16 protein-coding genes are annotated in these 17,793 nt (G+C 62.2%); 9 read left to right on the top strand and 7 right to left on the bottom strand.

The annotated features are described in order from the left end of the window. Positions 1–17: 17 nt before the first annotated feature. Both H351_RS27110 and H351_RS27105 read right to left on the bottom strand, forming a co-directional pair. Positions 18–1,292, bottom strand: a complete 1,275-nt coding sequence (locus tag H351_RS27110; RefSeq protein ID WP_029254531.1) for a hypothetical protein — start codon at positions 1,290–1,292, stop codon at positions 18–20. Continuing rightward, a complete protein-coding gene (locus H351_RS27105) occupies positions 1,279–1,755 on the bottom strand; it encodes a hypothetical protein (protein ID WP_029254532.1) in 477 nt (158 codons plus the stop codon). The genes H351_RS27110 and H351_RS27105 overlap by 14 nt, the downstream gene beginning before the upstream one ends. A gap of 152 nt (positions 1,756–1,907) precedes the next feature. Here H351_RS27105 and H351_RS27100 point away from each other — a divergent pair, with 152 nt between their 5' ends. Together H351_RS27100 and H351_RS27095 are read left to right on the top strand one after the other, a co-directional pair. Next, positions 1,908–2,624 carry a response regulator transcription factor gene (locus tag H351_RS27100; RefSeq protein ID WP_007734368.1) on the top strand — a complete coding sequence of 239 codons (717 nt, stop codon included), beginning with the start codon at positions 1,908–1,910 and terminating at the stop codon, positions 2,622–2,624. Further along, positions 2,621–4,072: a sensor histidine kinase gene (locus tag H351_RS27095; RefSeq protein ID WP_037119200.1), complete on the top strand. Its 1,452-nt coding sequence runs from the start codon at positions 2,621–2,623 to the stop codon at positions 4,070–4,072. Before H351_RS27100 ends, H351_RS27095 begins: the two co-directional genes overlap by 4 nt. 24 nt (positions 4,073–4,096) lie before the next feature. Here the strand turns inward: H351_RS27095 and H351_RS27090 are convergent, their stop codons facing one another. Both H351_RS27090 and H351_RS27085 read right to left on the bottom strand, forming a co-directional pair. Continuing rightward, the gene (locus H351_RS27090; protein ID WP_029254534.1) at positions 4,097–5,407 is read right to left on the bottom strand and encodes an alanine racemase; all 1,311 of its coding nucleotides are present in this window, start codon (positions 5,405–5,407) and stop codon (positions 4,097–4,099) included. 47 nt (positions 5,408–5,454) lie between these two features. After that, positions 5,455–6,930, bottom strand: a complete 1,476-nt coding sequence (locus H351_RS27085) for an amidohydrolase family protein (RefSeq protein ID WP_020906335.1) — start codon at positions 6,928–6,930, stop codon at positions 5,455–5,457. A 203-nt stretch (positions 6,931–7,133) separates the two neighbouring features. Between H351_RS27085 and H351_RS27080 the strand changes: the two genes are divergently transcribed. The 7 genes from H351_RS27080 (at position 7,134) to H351_RS27050 (ending at position 15,315) form a co-directional block, all read left to right on the top strand. Beyond that, positions 7,134–7,979 carry a M55 family metallopeptidase gene (locus H351_RS27080; protein ID WP_029254535.1) on the top strand — a complete coding sequence of 282 codons (846 nt, stop codon included), beginning with the start codon at positions 7,134–7,136 and terminating at the stop codon, positions 7,977–7,979. Between the two features lie 208 nt (positions 7,980–8,187). Continuing rightward, positions 8,188–9,468 carry an MFS transporter gene (locus tag H351_RS27075; RefSeq protein ID WP_021332445.1) on the top strand — a complete coding sequence of 427 codons (1,281 nt, stop codon included), beginning with the start codon at positions 8,188–8,190 and terminating at the stop codon, positions 9,466–9,468. A gap of 14 nt (positions 9,469–9,482) precedes the next feature. Beyond that, entirely contained in the window at positions 9,483–10,340 is an 858-nt protein-coding gene (locus H351_RS27070; protein ID WP_019747028.1) for a tryptophan 2,3-dioxygenase, read from the top strand. Positions 10,341–10,500: 160 nt separating this feature from the next. After that, entirely contained in the window at positions 10,501–11,595 is a 1,095-nt protein-coding gene (locus tag H351_RS27065) for a M20 family metallopeptidase (RefSeq protein ID WP_029254536.1), read from the top strand. 2 nt (positions 11,596–11,597) lie between these two features. Next, entirely contained in the window at positions 11,598–12,536 is a 939-nt protein-coding gene (locus H351_RS27060) for a GNAT family N-acetyltransferase (protein WP_003945514.1), read from the top strand. After that, complete coding sequence (gene menC / locus H351_RS27055) at positions 12,533–13,648, top strand: o-succinylbenzoate synthase (protein ID WP_029254537.1); 1,116 nt, start codon at positions 12,533–12,535, stop codon at positions 13,646–13,648. Before H351_RS27060 ends, menC begins: the two co-directional genes overlap by 4 nt. A 47-nt stretch (positions 13,649–13,695) precedes the next feature. Further along, positions 13,696–15,315, top strand: a complete 1,620-nt coding sequence (locus H351_RS27050; protein ID WP_020968527.1) for a PucR family transcriptional regulator — start codon at positions 13,696–13,698, stop codon at positions 15,313–15,315. Positions 15,316–15,386: 71 nt separating this feature from the next. Here H351_RS27050 and H351_RS27045 read toward each other — a convergent pair whose 3' ends face one another. The 3 genes from H351_RS27045 to H351_RS27035 all read right to left on the bottom strand — a co-directional run bounded on the left by H351_RS27045 (position 15,387) and on the right by H351_RS27035 (position 17,793). Beyond that, positions 15,387–16,283, bottom strand: coding sequence for a serine hydrolase (locus tag H351_RS27045; protein ID WP_020906342.1), 897 nt, complete (start codon positions 16,281–16,283; stop codon positions 15,387–15,389). A gap of 207 nt (positions 16,284–16,490) precedes the next feature. Then, a complete protein-coding gene (locus H351_RS27040; RefSeq protein ID WP_019747034.1) occupies positions 16,491–17,126 on the bottom strand; it encodes a ScbR family autoregulator-binding transcription factor in 636 nt (211 codons plus the stop codon). Between the two features lie 238 nt (positions 17,127–17,364). After that, positions 17,365–17,793, bottom strand: coding sequence for an HIT family protein (locus H351_RS27035; protein ID WP_021342963.1), 429 nt, complete (start codon positions 17,791–17,793; stop codon positions 17,365–17,367).

The raw sequence follows: 17,793 nt of genomic DNA, 5'->3' as shown, positions 1-17,793 counted from the left end.
CCCGATCAGCTGGCGATTTAGGTCACCACAGCCGTTCGAACTCTCTTCAGATGGATGGTCGACATGACCACCACGATCGTCGCCGTCGCAGCGAGAACAGTCAATGGAATCGGCGTGGTCACGGCGGCCGGACCGTGTTCCTCGAGCGGAGCGGTCGACCACCCGAATTCCTGCGAGACAGGGTCCAGGAAGGTCGCTGAAACCGAGAACAAGGTAAGAGTGAAGGGAAGTACCGACCCGCTCGCGACTGCTCCGACGGCAACAGGCATGCATGACGCGACGGCCAGTCCCAGCGCAAGCGGGAGGACGAAGACATAGGCGACCGTGGTCAGGGCGGCATCCAGCAATCCCGAGAGTGCGGTCACGGCAAGCAGTCCCAGCCCGAGTTGGGGCATCGGTCTTTTCCAGCCGACGGCGACGCCCAGCGCCAGCGCAGCACCCACCGCGGGCACCGCCCAAGTCCAGTCGGATGAAAAGGAAATCGAGCTGATCGAAACCGCGCCGATTGCGAGTCCGGCGAGTATGAAGCGGCCGTCGTGTTGCGGCAAACGCCACGCCAGTGCGACGGTAACGGCAACCGCGATCACCACCGCCGTCACCCAGGACCCAGGCGATGTCGACGTCGAGCCCAACCACGCATACAGGGCCGTGAATGCCAGGGGCAGAACAACTCCCAAAGTCACCAGGCGTGTGTCGACGTCGTCCGTCTCTTGACCTGATCGTGCGGCCAAGGCGACTCCGGCTACCAGAAGGGTTGCAGCGAGCAGTATCCAGACGGGAACCGTGGACGGCACGGGGTAGGTATCGCCCGGAAGTGCGAGCGACCACCTGGCGACGCGATCGCGCCACAAGTCTGCGGCGCCGAAGTACAGGGTCGTCGCGGTCACCCCGAGTGCGAGAGCAATTTGTGCTGCGCGGTGACTCTTCGTCGGATATGCCGCCGCCGCGAGGAAAGTGCCGGCTCCCATTGCGTTCAGGGTCACCGATATCGAGGCGGAGACAGGGACGAATGCTGGTAGCGCGATGACGAGGGCGCCAACGGCAGCGAAGACACTCGCGAGTCCGCCACGTCCCCAGCGATGTAGTAGCGCAACACCGACCGCCGCAACCACAGCGGCAGTTGCTCCCGCCCACTGCGGCGTGATCACCACCGAGGTGAGGCCGTCGTCGGAGAACGAGAAGTCGTCAACTCGGGACTCGGCCACTGCGTACGCAGCCACCACACCGCCGACCAGCGCGGACGCCACCGAACCGTAGAGCTGAGCGATTTGAACTGGGCTACGTTGCTGCATAATTCGTCGAATTTTTGCACAACTCGCCGATACGACTGATCGTCGCATCGCCGTGCGGATCCATCCACACCGGTTCCCCGTCTCGAAGTCGAGGAACAAGCAGATGGCGCCCTCGGCTCGGCCACTGAACGAAGTCGTAGCCGGCCAATTTGGTCTGAACGATATCGGCGACCCACACCGAAGCGTCCGCGAATGCAGTATCCATCGACAGTGCGTTGAAGTGGCTGAATCCGCCGATGTCACGTGCGCCTTGCCAGCCGATCGTGACGTTGTAGTCGCTGTTGATCGAAAATTCCCAGATCAGACGATCGACAACAACTTCAGCTCCGAATCGCAGGCAACGCAGATCTTGGGCAACAGCTGCGAGGGCTTGTGCCCAAGACTCCGGTGGCGCGAAGCCGGGATCCTCGCCGGGATCGGAGTTGTTGGTGAACAGAGGAATACGCCAGGTCAAGCATTCCATGTTCCACAGTCATTCCATGTTCCACAGTGGAGGTAGTGACATGCCGCATCCTTCCGGTTCGTGGGCCTGTACCCCAGCTTTTCACCTGCACTCAGCCGTTCACAGGAAGCTCCCAGGGAACATACAGCGAGAATCCAGTGGCAGGGGAGAAGATGGTTCTCGTGACCGACAAGACCCCCGAAGCCCGCATCCTCGTCGTCGACGACGAACCCACCATCGTGGAGTTGCTCTCCGTGAGCCTCCGATTCCAGGGTTTCGAGGTGGCGACTGCTTCGAGCGGAGCCCAAGGCCTGGACGTCGCGCGGACATTCCGTCCCGACGCGATTGTTCTCGACGTCATGATGCCCGGGATGGACGGCTTCGGTCTGCTTCGACGCCTCCGTGCCGACGGTGTGGACGCACCGGTCCTGTTTCTGACGGCGAAGGATTCGCTCGACGACAAGATCAGCGGCCTGACCCTCGGCGCGGACGACTACGTGACCAAGCCGTTCAGCCTCGAAGAGGTCGTGACGAGGTTGCGGGTCATCCTGCGCCGCGCCGGCCGCGGGGTCGCACCGGAGCAGTCGCCGCGGGTGAAGTTCGCCGACATCGAACTCGACGACGACACCCGCGAGGTCTGGAAGAAGGGCGAGTTGGTTGCACTCTCACCCACCGAGTTCACACTGCTCCGATACTTCATGGTCAATGCCGGGACGGTTCTCAGTAAGCCTCGAATTCTCGACCACGTCTGGAACTACGACTTCGGCGGGGAGGTCGGAGTTGTCGAGTCCTACGTGTCCTACCTGCGGCGCAAGGTGGATACGGGGGAGACACCGCTGATTCACACCTTGCGTGGGGTCGGCTACGTGATGCGTGAACCGCGGCAATGATCGCCGCCGCGGAAAACGATCAGCTTCCGAAGCGGGGTCGTTTCCGTCTCCATTCACTGCCGCTGCGTTTCACCCTGGTTGCGGCCTTGCTGGTGTTGGCGGCGCTGGGTCTGTTGGCGTCTGGCGTCGCGGTCACTTCTGCTCTCGAGAATTCACTGACCCAGCGAACCGACAAAACGCTGTACGAGGCGGTCGACGGCTGGGCAAAGCCGCACACCAGAGATTTGCAGCCACCCAGCGATGTCGGTCCGCAAACTCGTCCGCCCAGTCCCTTCTTCGTTCGGACGGTGACCGCGGACGGGAAGGTGTTCACTCTCAACGACAAGTCGACGACGACCGAACCCGACCTGTCGAAAGATTCCACCAACGGCCCGATCACCGTCGGATCGAGCGACGGTTCGGACGTGAACTGGCGAGTTCTCACGACGGTTCGCGAAAACACGACCACGACTATCGGTGTGCGACTGACGGATATCGAACAGACCGTCGACGACCTGGTCGGCCTGCAACTCGGCATCGGCCTGGTTGTCCTGCTGATCCTCGGCGGCGGAGCGTATTTCGTGGTTCGTCGGAGCCTTCGTCCGCTGGTCGAGGTTGAGGAAACTGCCGCTGCCATTGCCGCCGGCGACCTTCATCGACGGGTCCCGGAGCGTGACGACCGCACCGAGGTCGGCCGACTGTCGGTGGCGCTCAACGGAATGCTCGCGCAGATTCAACACGCATTTGCCGCGACCGAGGCTTCGGAGGAATCAGCACGGCGTTCCGAGGAGAAGATGCGTAGGTTTGTCGGCGACGCGAGCCACGAGTTGCGCACACCCTTGACGACTATTCGTGGGTTCGCCGAGTTGTATCGCCAAGGCGCCATGACGGATACGGAAACGCTGATGAACCGGATCGAGGGCGAGGCGTCGAGGATGGGACTTCTGGTCGAAGATCTGCTCATGCTGGCAAGACTCGACGAACAGCGTCCACTCGAGAACAAGCCGGTGGATCTGCTTGCAGTTGCGGCGGATTCGGTACAGGCGGCACGAGCGATCGCACCGGATCGAACTGTCGAACTTCAGATGACCGGCGGCCCGGGCCTGCCCGAAGTGCAGGGTGACGAGGCCAGGCTGCGTCAGGTAGTCGCCAATCTGGTGGGCAACGCGATCAAACACACTCCGCCGGATGCGCAGGTCACCGTTCGTGTCGGTACGACCGAGAACTCCGCGGTGGTCGAGGTTTCGGATACCGGTCAGGGTTTGAGTGACGAGGATGCCGCGCGGATCTTCGAGCGTTTCTACCGCGCCGACACCTCTCGCACCCGTGAGACCGGGGGCGCCGGTCTCGGCCTGTCCATCGTTTCGGCTTTGGTTGCAGCGCACGACGGAACCGTCAGCGTCGAGACCTCCCTCGGGCAGGGGACGACGTTCCGCGTCGAATTGCCGCGTGACCCGAAGGACGACTGACGCCGGATTACCGCAACCGGCCCCTCAGAAGTAGGTGTGCACCGTGCCGACGACGCGGTAATCCGAATCGACCTCGGGAATCAGTGACCACTTGTCGAACGTGGTGCAGGGATGCGAGATTCCGCAACCGAGCAGATCGCCGACCTTCACGTCGAAGTCAGCCGGAACGTCGACGTACGCGTGCTGGTCGTTGAGTGCGGTGATCGTCAGCTCTCGCGCTGATCGGTTGGATCCGTCGCGTCGGCGCCACAGGACTATGGGAAAGCCTGCGTCGGAACCGACATCGCGGCGGCCGAAGCCCAGGATCACCCGTCCGGGTTCAGGTATTGAGAGCACTACGCCCCAGACCTCTGCGGCTCCCTGCAGAGTTCGTGGTCCGTCTGCCCATGGCGAAGTCTCGGCATAGAGACCGTGATCGTGAGTGATGTAGCAACCGCTGCGCAGCACGACGCGTACACCGCTGTCGAGTGCCCACCGTCCGGCCAGCTCGCGTACAACCAGATCGTGAAACGCACTGCCGCCGAAAGTGACCAGTGGCCGGGGAGCCTTCGCGGAGTTGTTCTCGAACAGGTTCTCGGCAACACAGATTTCCGTGAAAACGCGCGCGGATTTGAGATACGAATCGACGGAGATACGGCGGGCTGCTACCGAGGCTCCGGGCATCATGCCCTCGAACCCCTCGACTCCGGTGAGAATCAACGAAGGTGCCTGCGATGCTGCGCGTGCGACGTCGAGTGCTTGCTCGACAGTGCGAGCGCCCGCGCGTCCGCTGTCGTAGCCGAGTTCGACGAGAACCCGGATACGGCTGGCCGGTGAGACTTTCGCGATCAACTGTTCCATCAGGCGGACGCTCTCGACCGAGTCCACGAGGGTGGTGACGAAGAAATCGGGGTCGGTAGCCTGGGCGTCGCAGATCCACCGAATGCCGGCGGGATCGAGAACCTGGCTGGCGATGATGATGGTGTCCACACCGAACTCACGCAGAATGCGTGCCTGCGCAACGGTTGCCGCCGTCATCGCCCAAGCCCCGGCGTCGAGTTGCCGACGAACCAGTTCGGGGCTCATCGTGGTCTTCGCGTGGGGCGCCAGATCCACATCGTGATCGGAGCAGAACTGCGCCATGAGGTCGACATTGTGCGCGATCGCTGCACGATCGAGTGTCATCACGGGTAGCAGGAGGTTGCCGTCGAGCGCAGAGATCCCCAGTGGCTCCAGGTCGGAGCCGTCGCGACCTTCGAGGTCGGTGCCGAATGCCTTGTGCTGCCAACCGATCGGGGGGTTCGCGAAATCCGTCATGGCATCGATTGTGCCGTTGATTGCAGACGATGTGTTCATGTGTGGTGACTTTCTGTCAGAACTATGCAGGTCAGAACGAGATCCGGCTAAGAGCGGCGTACCGGGCGACCGGGCAACGCGTCCTGGACCACGGCACCGCCTTCGACGACGGGTACGCCGCCGACCAGCACGCGGCTGATTCCGGTGGAGGGACGGGTGCCGTCGATGTAGGTGGCGTTGTCGGTGATTCGCTCGGGGTCGAAAACGAGGATGTCCGCGTCGCTACCGGGGCTGATCCGACCTTTCGTCGCCATCGAGGGAACCGATTCCTCCAGAATCTGCGCGGGGATCAACGAGCAGCGCGCGATGATCTCCGACAGCGACAGCAGTTGACGCTCGCGGTACAGCGTACGAATCGCACGTGCATAGGTGCCGGCGCCGCGGGGATGGCCGAGTGCCTTCTCCGGCAATGGCCACTGCAACGCATCGGCAGCGGTACGGCCTGGCCAGGTCAGCGGCATCGCGTCGCTCGCGATGGCGGCACGGTCGAAGGTCATCGCGCGTTCGAGGAACTCGCGCTGCACGGTGTCGTTCTCGTCGAGGAACTCCACCAACACCAGTCCGCCGGGGTCGGTTGCCCGAAGATGTTCCAGCTGCTTGCGGTCCGCGATACGTTCACCGGTGGGCACGAAAGTCAGCGATCGTGGTGTCAGATTCATCAGATGCAGCTTGTCTGGATCGAGAAACGCAGCTCCGACGGCCGTCGAGCCTGACCCGTACGGATACGCCTCTGTCGTGACGCGAGATCCGGCTGCCTGGACCTGAGCCACCACGGACAGTGCATGGTCGACGTGCATTCCCGAGGTGCTGTTGACGTGGCAGTAGTGCATGTGCGCGCCGGTTTCGGCTGCTGCACGGGCGATTTCGACGGCGCCGTCCACCGGGCTCGACGGATCGGCCGAGATGAGTGGGCGCGCATGGGTGTAAGTGGGAACTCCGGCTCGGGCCGCGAGATCCGCTACCTGCAGGTACTCGGCCGGATCGGATTTCGGGGCGTATCCGACCACCACGCCGATGCCGAGAGCGCCTGCAGCGAGATCGTTTTCGAGGAGTTCGAGAATGTGTGCACGCTGGGAGGCGGTCGGTTCTCCCTGCCAGCTCGGGGAACCGACATGGTGCAGGAGAGTCCTGATGTCGCCATCGGGATCGGCGCCCGAGAGTTCGATCATGCGGGCGTGCGCCCACGACGTCGCGTAGCCGTAGTTGATCGGGCGCCCCTCGGCACCGGCACGCGCATATGCCTTCGCAACAGGAATGACGCCTGCCTCCAGTTCGAGGGCCGTCGTCACTCCGTCCAACGCCTGAAGTCGCTGCTCGGCGATTTCCTGTCCGTGGCTGTGCAGGTCGATGAATCCGGGGCAGATCACCTGACCGGTCACGTCGATCGTCTGCCGAGCCTCGATCGCGTCGTGACCCCACGCCGAGACCTTGCCGTCGGTGATCGCGATGCCCCGAACCTCGTCGGTCCCCGATGCGGGATCGACGACGCGGCCGCCGGTGAACACGATGTCGTGGACCTGCATCAGCGCTGCACTCCTGTCGTTGGTCGAACCGCCTGGCCCGGCGAATGTCCCGATGGTTTCACGGCTCGGGTATCGGATTCTGGTGTGAACGTCCCAAATGGAGGCCGACTCACCGTTCGACCGGACAAGAAACGAATGCAGTCGAGTGTGAAGGTGAAAGCGAAGTTATCAATTCAGCCGATTGAGATCGATGGAGGACAGGAATGCACGTCTATATTTCGGTGGACATGGAGGGTACCGCGGGTATCGCGACGCTCGATCAGACGATCCGTGGCGGTGGCGGCTACCACCGTGCGCAGATGCTCATGACCGCCGAGACCAATGCTGCGATCGCCGGTGCGTTCGACGCCGGTGCGACGAGCGTCCTGGTCAACGACAGCCACGGAACGATGGACAACCTGCTTCACGCCGATCTGGATCCACGGGCGCGCCTGATCTTCGGATCACCGAAGATGCAGTGCATGGCTGAAGGAATGACGTCGGATCACGACGTCGCCCTGTTTGTCGGCTATCACGCACCAGCTGGTGGACCCGGCGTCTTGGCGCACACGTTCTCGAGTTTGTTCGCCGACGTCCGCCTCGACGGCAAGTCCGTCTCCGAGACCGACGTCAACACCCTCTACGCTGCCACCCAGGGCGTTCCCGTCGGTCTCGTGACGGGTGACGACATCATCTGTGGCTTGGTGGACGCGGCCTCGCCGACAACCGAGACCGTCGAGGTCAAGAAGGCACACGGATGGTCGGCAACCAATTCGCTGCCGCCGTCGCTGGCGTGCGAGCAGATCCGAGCAGGCGCCGAGCGCGCAGTGCGCAAGGCCGACACACTGAAGCCGGTCGAGCTGCGTGACGAGTGGACCCTCGAGATCGTTCACCCCACCACTACGGGAGCGGAACTCGCCGAGGCTGTTCCCGGCTCACGACGGATTTCGGATCGTACGATTTCGCACACACTCGGCAGCGTCGACGACATTCTCGGCCTGATCACTGTCAATGCTCGGCTTGCAGCCGCAGGCGTCTCGACGATCGTGGCAGTCGCCAATCGCACGTGATGAAGTAGCGACTCTATCGCGAAATGCCGCCGACGCCGTGTGCGTCGGCGGCATTTGTCATCTACTGGGGCAGAACATGTTCCGACCGACCAAACGTTGCTTCAGGTATTGGTGAAACGGACCAATGCGGTAGACGTGTTCGCTGTCACACTTCATCAGTCTTTTCAATGTTCTAGTCCATGCGGCACAAGGCAATTCGGGAGGCTTGATGAAGGCGGAACGCGTCACGGTGGAAGAATCATCGCGGGGGACCGGCGGTTCGGTTCGAAACATGTTGGACAACAGGTCGATTCGTCGCACGACCACCGTTACGGTGGGGCTGCTCAGTACTATCTGGTTGATCGACATGGTGGATCGCGTCATGATCGGGCTTGCGCTTCCGATGATCGGCGACGAATTCTCTCTCAGCAGTACGCAGTTGGGTGGTGTGGTTTCGGTCTTCGCGATCTTCTACATGCTCGGGCAGGTCCCCGGCGGAATGTTGGCCGACCGCTTCGGACCCAGGCCACTGTTGATCGTGGCGTTGATCCTGTGGTCGGTGTTCACCGCGTTGACAGGGTTCGCGTGGGGTCTCATCTCGCTGATGGTCATGCGTGCGATGTTCGGCATCAGCCAGGGGCTCTTTCCGGCGGCGTCGTTCAAGGCTTTGGCTGAGCGGACGCGTCCGAAAACCAGAGCGACCGCGATGGGTTTCATGCTCGGCGCCAACAACCTCGGCCCCGGCGTCGCACCGCTGATCATCGCGCCGGTCCTCATGGCCGTGGGGTGGCGGGACGCGTTCTGGCTGGTGGCCATCGTCGGCGCTGTGATCGGCACGGTGGTGTGGTTGGTGCTGCCGGCACCGTTGGACACGGAAATCTCGGAAGATCCGGAGGCTGCGCTGCAACCTCTGGCGAGCGAGCACTCTCGCGCCGCGGTGTTCAAGTCCGCGTCGGTGTGGAAGTTCGCAATTCTGTTCTGCCTGGCCAACATGTCCGCGTACGGTCTGATGACCTGGGTGCCGAGTTATCTGCTCAACGACAAGGGACTCTCGCTGATCGACACGGGAATCTTTGCCGCGATCCCCTTCATCGTCACGGCGCTGGCCACGATTGTGGGCGGGCGGTTGGTGGACAAGTACTTCCACGACCGGGCTCGGATTCTTCTGGTTCCGTGTATGGCCACGTCGGCAGTCCTGTTGTTCCTGATGACCACCGCTGACACCGTCGCGATGTTCACGTTCTACGAGACGTTGGCTCTAGGCATCAGCGGTCTGTGTTCGATGTCGATCTTCGCGATGCCGTTGCGGGCACTTCCTTCCGAATTCCTCGGTTCCGGAATGGGTTTGATCAACGGTTGTGGTCAGTTCGCCGGTTTCATCACCCCGCTCGTGATGGGATGGATGGTGGACCAGTTCTCGTACATGGCTGCATTCGGAGTCCTGGTCGGAGCGACGAGCGCTGCCGCATTGGTGGCCATGATCGTTCCGCAGACCCCGGCGAAATTCTGAGAAGGAGACTGAAGATGTCGGCAACGGACGGCACACGAAAGATCGAAGACGACGTCGTCACCGATTTTTCCGAGAAGATGAGTTACGGGGCCTACCTCGGACTCGATACCCTCCTGGATTCGCAGCATCCGGTGAGCGAGCCGGAACACCACGACGAACTCTTGTTCATCATTCAGCACCAGACCAGCGAGTTGTGGCTCAAGCTGTTTCTCCACGAGATACGGGCGGCCAGAGCAGCGATCGCTGCCGACGACATTCGGGTCGCATTCAAGCGGATCGCACGCGTCAAACACATCCAGGCCACTCTGACCGAACAGTGGTCCGTGTTGGCGACACTGACGCCGGCGGAGTATGCGGAGTTCAGGGGCGTTCTCGGCAACTCGTCGGGGTTCCAGTCGTACCAGTACCGCGCCGTGGAATTCGTGCTCGGGAACAAGAACGCCGGCATGCTGAAGGTGTTCGAATCGGATCCGTCCGCCCATCGATTGTTGGAGACCCTGCTCGGAGAGCCGACGCTGTACGACGAGTTCTGGCGGTACCTGTCCAGGCAGGGTTACGACGTTCCGGCGTCGGCTCTCGAACGAGACGTCAGCGCGCCCTACGTGCGCAACGACGAGCTGATTCCGCTGGTAAAGGCAATCTACGAGAACGTCGAACAGCACTGGACGGCGTACGAGGCATTCGAGGAGTTGGTCGACCTCGAGGAGAGCTTTCAGCTGTGGCGGTTCCGGCATCTTCGGACCGTGCTGCGGGTGATCGGCATGAAGAAGGGGACCGGCGGTTCGAGTGGTGGTGCCGGGTTCCTGCAACGTGCGCTGGAGTTGAGCTTCTTCCCTGAGCTGTTTGCCGCCCGAACCGAGATCGGTACCTGACACACCTGCTTGATGACACACAGTTGCTTGTCACACCCAGCTGTTCGTGACACACGACGAATCCGAGCCCGAAGGACAGGAGTCTTGGACAAGATCCGACAGGGTCGCTTCGACCAAGCTTGACTGCGAAGTTGCAAGTCGGTGACAGGAGAGCGTCGGAGTGGACAAGAAATCAATGGTGGCGGACCTGGCGGCGCTGGTAACCGCCGAGTCGCCCAGTTCCGACCTCAGCGCAGTCGATGCATGTGCGGACGTGGTGGCCGACATCGGCGAACGCCATCTCGGAAGCGCCCCCGAACGTATCCGTATCGACGGACGCCAGCACTTGCGTTGGTCGTTCGGCGCGGAGCCGAAGGTGATGCTCCTGGGCCATTTCGACACCGTCTGGCCGCTCGGAACGCTCGCGGAGTTGCCCTGGTCGGTCACCGACAACATCGCCACCGGACCCGGAGTCTTCGACATGAAGGCCGGCATCGTCCAGCTCTTCCATGCGCTCGCATCGCTTCCGTCGCTCGACGGGGTGGTCGTGCTCCTCAATTCCGACGAGGAAATCGGCTCCCCGACCTCGCGCGCACTGATCGAGGAGCAAGCCCGTCAGGTCGACGCTGTGCTGGTACTCGAGGCCGTCGCCGACGGCGCGGTGAAGACCGCGCGCAAGGGTATGTCGCTGTACTGCGTCGACATCGAGGGACGCGCTGCACACGCCGGACTGGAACCGGAGCGAGGTGTGAACGCCGTAGTTGAGCTCGCACATCAGATTCAGGCCGTGGTGGAGCTCGCGGACCCGGCGGCGGGAACGTCGGTGGTGCCGTCCGTGATCAGTGGCGGAACCACGACCAATACCGTTGCAGCGCAAGCGCAACTGTGGTGTGACGTTCGCATGTGGTCCGCGAAGGAACAGGAACGCATCGACCGTTCGATCCGTGCGCTGACACCGGCGCTGGCCGAAAGCCGAATTTCGGTGTCCGGAGGACCCAACCGTGGACCACTGGAATCAGTGTCTTCGGAGAAGCTGTACTTTCTCGCTCACCAGGTCAGCAGTGAGAGCGGGTTGGGAATGCTTCGCGACTGCGCAGTCGGCGGTGCGTCGGACGGAAATTTCACTGCCGCAGTCGGAACTCCCACGTTGGACGGCCTCGGTGCCGTCGGCGGTGGTGCCCACGCAGCGACAGAACACGTAGAGATAGATCAGATGATCCCGCGCGCCACCTTGTTGGCCGGTCTGGTGACTCGAATCCTGGAGGGAGGACTGTGACGATGACGTCGCCGAACAATGTCCAACGCAAGACCGTTCAACCATTCGGAGGTGTATCGCCTTCACGGATGCGGCAAGCAATCAGCCAGGCCGAGCAAGCCGCTCTGCTTGCATGTGTGACTATCGAAACCGTCACCGGGCATGCCGAGTTGGAACAGGTATTCGGTCTGTTCGAGAAGGTATGGCAGCCGGAGAGCGGCAACCCTCCCGTCCATCGGGACATGATGAAAGCGCTCGCGCACTCCGGTAACTACGTCGCCGGCGCTTTTCGTGGCGGAGATCTGATCGGCGGCTCGGTTGCATTCTTCGAGGAACCGCAACATCGTTCGTTGCATTCACACATCACGGGGATCCTGCCGAACGTGCAGAACGGGCACATCGGCCTCGCGTTGAAACTGTTCCAGCGAGCGTGGGCACTGGAACGAGGAATTCTCCACGTGCGGTGGACTTTCGACCCGCTCGTCGCTCGCAATGCCTACTTCAACGTCTCGAAACTCGGTGCGTTCCCGATCCAGTATCTGCCGCGTTTCTACGCGCCGATGAACGACAGTCTCAACGGCGGCGCAGACAGCGACCGATTGCTGATCGACTGGGAAATCGGTAGCAGCAAGGTTTCCGACGTCGTCGCCGGTTCGGGAGAGGTCCCGACTCCCGAGTCGTTGGGAGCGAGTGAACTGTTGTCGATCTCCGAAGCCGGCCTGCCCGTGTTGAAGTCGACCAAGAATCGATTCGTCACGGTGGCTACACCGAATGACGTGTACACACTGCGTAAGTCGGACCCGGCGGCAGCGAACGACTGGCGCCTGGCAGTCCGCGAGACTCTCGGGGGTGTGCTCGCCGAGAACGGAGTGGTTCTCGCAGTCACCAGGACCGGAAAATATGTACTGGACCGTGCGCCGGGAACACAGGCAGGCAGGACAACAGCGGAGGTCACATCGTGAAGATCGACGGAGTTGAATTACGCCGGGCAGCAATGCCGTTGAAGGCGCCGTTCCGAACCTCGTTCGGCACGGAGACCACCAAGGACGTGTTGTTCGTCAAGGTGGTCACCTCGGAGTCGGCGGGCTGGGGCGAGTGCGTTGCGATGTCCGAGCCTCGCTACTGCTCCGAATACACGGACGGCGCCGCCGAAGTCCTTCGTAAGTTCCTGATTCCGTCTCTGGGCGAACTCACCGATCCCGACGTGCATGCCCTGAGCGCGGCGATGGAACAGTTCGCCGGACACCCCATGGCCAAAGCGGCACTGGAAACCGCATTTCTCGACGCCGAGTTACGGGCCGCCGGGACGAGCATGTCTTCGTACCTGGGTGCAGTAGTCGATCGCGTACCCGCGGGTGTTTCGGTGGGTATCAAGAATTCGATCGACGAACTGCTCGAAGAGGTAGCCGGGTTCCTCGACGCCGGATACCTGCGCATCAAACTGAAGATCGAACCGGGCTGGGACATCGAGCCGGTTCGCGCAGTCCGCGAGAGGTTCGGCGACGACGTACTCCTCCAGGTCGACGCGAACACCGCGTACACCCTGGCTGACGCGCGCCATCTCCAGCGGCTCGACGACTTCGACCTCCTGCTGATCGAGCAGCCGCTTCCCGAAGAGGAACTGCGTGGCCACGCCAGGCTGGCCGAGATGATGCGGACGCCGGTCTGCCTCGACGAGTCGATCACCTCCGCGAAGGTCACCGCCGACGCGCTGGCAATCGGTGCGTGCAGCGTGGTGAACATCAAACCGGGACGTGTGGGCGGTTATCTGGAATCGCGTCGTATCCACGACGTCTGCAAGGCCAACGGAATTGCCGTGTGGTGCGGCGGAATGCTCGAGACCGGAATCGGCAGGGCTGCCAACGTCGCCCTTGCCGCGCTCCCCGGATTTGTCCTACCAGGCGATACGTCGGCTTCCGACCGGTACTTCGCCGAAGACATCACCGAGCCGTTCGTACTCGACAACGGTTACGTGAAGGTTCCGGAAGGGCCGGGCATCGGCGTCGAACCGATCCCTGACCTGCTCGAAGCAATCACCACGTCGGTCGAATGGATCGGCATGGATCGGCTTTGACGAATCACTATGACACACTTCGTTCACAGGACGAAGGAGTGATAGACGTGGGCACCGTACGACCTCGCATCAGTTTGGTGCGGCTTCTCGAAGACGTGGGAACTACGGTGCTGAACCCGGTTGTCGGCGACCCGGAGGCGGTCCAGGAGATCGCCTCGGTGGTCATTCACGACCCCGACGACGACTCACCCTCGACACCGGACTCCATGGTGCTGCTCGTCGGCATCACCGGAGGCGAACGTATCGCGGAGTCCGTGGCCGGCCTGGCCGAGCGCGGAGTACGCGTGGTGGTCGCCCGAGTGACCACCGAGGTCAGCGATGCCGACCGTGAATCCATCATCTCCTCCGGCGTTGTCGTATTGACCTTGGCGCGTGGAGTTTCGTGGGTTCAGCTCACAAGCCTGCTTCATTCGGTGCTCTCGGCACGGAACGAAGTCGGGCACATCCACTCGCGCGGAGGTGGACCGGCCGGCGATCTGTTCGCTTTCGCCAACGCCGTCAGCGCACTTCTGGATGCGCCGATCACGATCGAGGACCGAAGCTCACGGGTCATCGCCTTCTCCGGACGTCAGGAAGAAGGTGACGGTCCACGTATCGCGACCGTGCTGGAGCGCCAAGTTCCTGACCAGTACATTCGAGTGCTCGAAGAAGCGGGAGTCTTCGACCGGCTCTATCGCAGCGATGATCCGGTGTGGGTTTCGGCCGAGACCCTCGGTACAAAAATGGGTCGTATCGCCGTGTCCATCAGAGCCGGCGACGAGTTCCTCGGCTCCATGTGGGTGGCAACCGGTGAGCCGATGTCCGAGGACCGGATGCGTGCACTGCGCGATTCGGCCGGGTTGATTGCACTGCAGATGTTGCGGTTGCGCGGCGGCGCCGACGCCGAGCGTCGACTGCGCGCAGACCTGATCGCAACCCTTCTCGACGGTGGATCCGGTGCGGTCGACGCGATGAATCGCCTCGGCCTCGGGACCGGTCCCGCACTCGTGATGGCATTGGGCCGCAGGTCTTTCGAAGGATCGTCGAAGCCGGACGACGCAGCCCACGTGGTGCGGCTGACCGACGCTCTGGCCATGCACCTGGGCGCGGTCCATTCGCAGTCGGCTGCTGCTCTGGTCAACGGAACCGGCTACGCGGTGCTGTCGGTGCGAGGGCATTCCCCGGCAGAAGCCGAGCTACAGGCGTTCCGTGTGGCCTCGGACTTCCTGGACCGAACCGGAGCGTCCGGCGACACGATCATCGGGATCGGCCGGGTCGTGACCAGACCGGCGCAGCTGAGCCGATCGAAGCGCGACGCCGAACATGCCCTCGAAGTGTTGTTGGCGGGACGAGCGTCGGGCAGCGTCGCCACCTTCAGCAGCGTCCACGTCGATGCCATCCTGTTGGAGATCGCGTCGGAAGCTGCAGCCGAAGGGTTCTCGGACCTCGGACCCATCGAGGCGATCGCCAGCCACGACGCAGCTCATGCGACCTCGTTCGTCGACACCCTCGATGCGTGGCTCAACGCCTTCGGTGACGTCGGTGACGCCGCGGCGTCATTGCACGTACACCCCAACACCTTTCGGTATCGTCTCAGCAAGTTGAAGGGTATGGCCGCGTTGGATCTGGACGATCCCAACGTCCGCTTCCGGTTGATGGTGCATCTTCGTCTGCGCGGTCCACGCTAGCTCGAAAGCCGAAAAATGCGGGTCGCACTGATTTCTCAGCGCGACCCGCATTCTTTGTCAGTGGGTTCAGATCAGCTGTTGTTGCGAAGTGCTTCGACAGCGATGCGGCCGACGGTTCCGATGGAGGCGTCGATCTTCGGGGCGCGGTGGGTGAGCTCGTGGGACTTGGTGAAGACACCGACGGCGTAACGCTTGCCGTCCGGGTACGCCACGACGCCGGCTTCGTTTCGTACCAATCCCAGCGTTCCGGTCTTGGCGGCGACAGTGACCTCGTCGGGGAAACCGGACGAAAGGCGATGCGGCCAGACCTGCTTGCTCATGATGGTTCGGACTTCTTCACAGGCTGATGCGGGGCCGGCTTCGTCCCTCCAGATTGCAGCCAGCAACATTGTGATCTCACGAGGAGTGCTGGAGTTGGAACGGGCCGGATCCATGACGGAAATTGTCCGAAGAATTTCGATGGGCGGCATTTCCAGCAAGGTGCCCTTGTCGACACCGAGGTCGTCGTAGACCGATTTGAACAGACCACGGCAGTCACGGACCAAGTTGGTCTTCTCCAAACCGAGCCCGCGCAGCGTTGCGACGATGTTGTCGAGTCCGAGGCGTTCGTACAGGAAATCCGTGGCGGCGTTGTCGCTGAAGCTCATCATGAGCAGAGCGAGATCTCGCCAGCTTGCGGTGACGTCGTCGGCGCAGCCGCCGATACCGATGCCGCCGGAGCGGAACTCGGCGGTTACCGTGGCGTGCTCGGTCGGATCAAGGGTGCCGGCCGCTACTTCACGGGCGTACTGGAGTACAACAGGAATCTTGAAAACGGAGGCGAGGATGACACCTTCGTCAGCGCCGTAGCCGAACTCTTCGCCGGAATCGATGTCGCGTGCGTGGACGAACGCATCGGTCTTCGCTTCGGCGAGTACAGCAGCGATCTCCTGCTGTGCGCTCTCAACGTACGTGGCGGTTTCGGTCATTCGAGAAGCCCTTTCGTCGGTATCCGTATATCTGGGTTATTCGTGGATCTGACGATAGTGAGTCGACGACGGGGGGTCTTGTACGAATCGACGAAGGTTGGCGCACGGTTCGGTGCTGATACGCCGAATCAACCGATTGTCAGGGTGTTCCGGGGGTCAGGGTGTTCCGGGGGTCAGGGTGTTGCGGGGGTCAGGGTGTTGCGGGGGTCAGGACGCATAAGTTTCGAGGCGACGTCCGACCAGTTCGGCGACGTCGGTCCGACGCTTGTCCGAGACCACGCCTGCCAACAGGATGGTGAACAATTCGTCGATACGGTCGTTCAAATCGCTTCGTCTGGTGAGCACGTTCGAAACCAGTTGAACGCCGGTGAATGCCGAGATCGCCACGCGACCCACCGATTCCGGCTCCACGTCGTCGCGGATGTCGCCTTCGAGCTTCGCGGCCTCGGCCAGTTTTCGAAGCTCGCGGATCCACACGACGTACGGGCCTTGCGAACCGTCGGCAGAGGCCAATTCGAGGGTAAGTCGGACTCCCGCACGAACAATCGGGTCCGCGACGAGTTGGCGGCCCATCTCGTGGCACACCATGACGAGCTGCTCCAGTGCCGGTGCGCCCGTGGCTGCAACTGCGGTGAAGGCAGTGATCGACATCTGGTGCTGTTCTTCGATGACCGCCTGAGCCAATTCGTCTTTGGACGAGAAGTGGAAATAGACCGCGCCCTTGGTCATCTGCGCCGCGGACACGATGTCATTCATGCTCGTGCTGCCGTACCCCGTGACTTCGAACCGATCAGCAGCGCCTTGAAGAATCTGTCGGCGACTGATCTTGGCACGTTCCTGCATTGCTCCCTTGTCCTCCGACTGTTAACACGTGAACCAGTTTTAGGGCCCTAGGTCCCGGACCAGCGCCCCACGGTAGCAGCGAATCTCGTGCTCGCGCGACAGCGCGAAACGGACTGTTCGGTGTGCAATCGCAGGTCACGGTCGGTAGGAGTGACAAATGCGACCGCCGCAACCTTCGTTGGAGGCTGCGGCGGGGAGTCCAGTTATCGGCCAGCGAAATTCGGTCGAAGGTACGCGATCAACGAGTCGAGACAGTTGACTCGAAGCCGAGGTCGCGTAGCGCCGACTTGAGTTTGGTCTGCGCCTCGTCGAGAGATTCGGGTGACGGCGAAGTATCGGCGCCACTGATGTCGAAGTTCCCCATGTCGTATGCGGGGAAGACGTGAACGTGAAGATGCGGAACTTCCAGACCTGCGATGAGGAGACCCGCCCGAGGCGCGTCGAACGCCTTCCGCACAGCCTGACCCAGGGTGCGGGCAACCGCGGTGACTTTGGCAAAGAGTTCAGGATCCACGTCCTGCCACTGATCGACCTCGGCTCGCGGTACCACGAGTACGTGGCCCTGCGTTACCGGCGCGATGGTCAGGAACGCGACAACGTCGTCGTCCTCCCACACGAAACGTCCTGGTAGATCTCCGTTGATGATGGCGCTGAAGACTGAAGGCAT

The sequence above is a fragment of the Rhodococcus erythropolis R138 genome (genome assembly GCF_000696675.2).
GTDB classification, from domain to species: domain Bacteria; phylum Actinomycetota; class Actinomycetes; order Mycobacteriales; family Mycobacteriaceae; genus Rhodococcus_F; species Rhodococcus_F erythropolis.
This window is presented reverse-complemented; position numbering and strand designations above follow the sequence as displayed.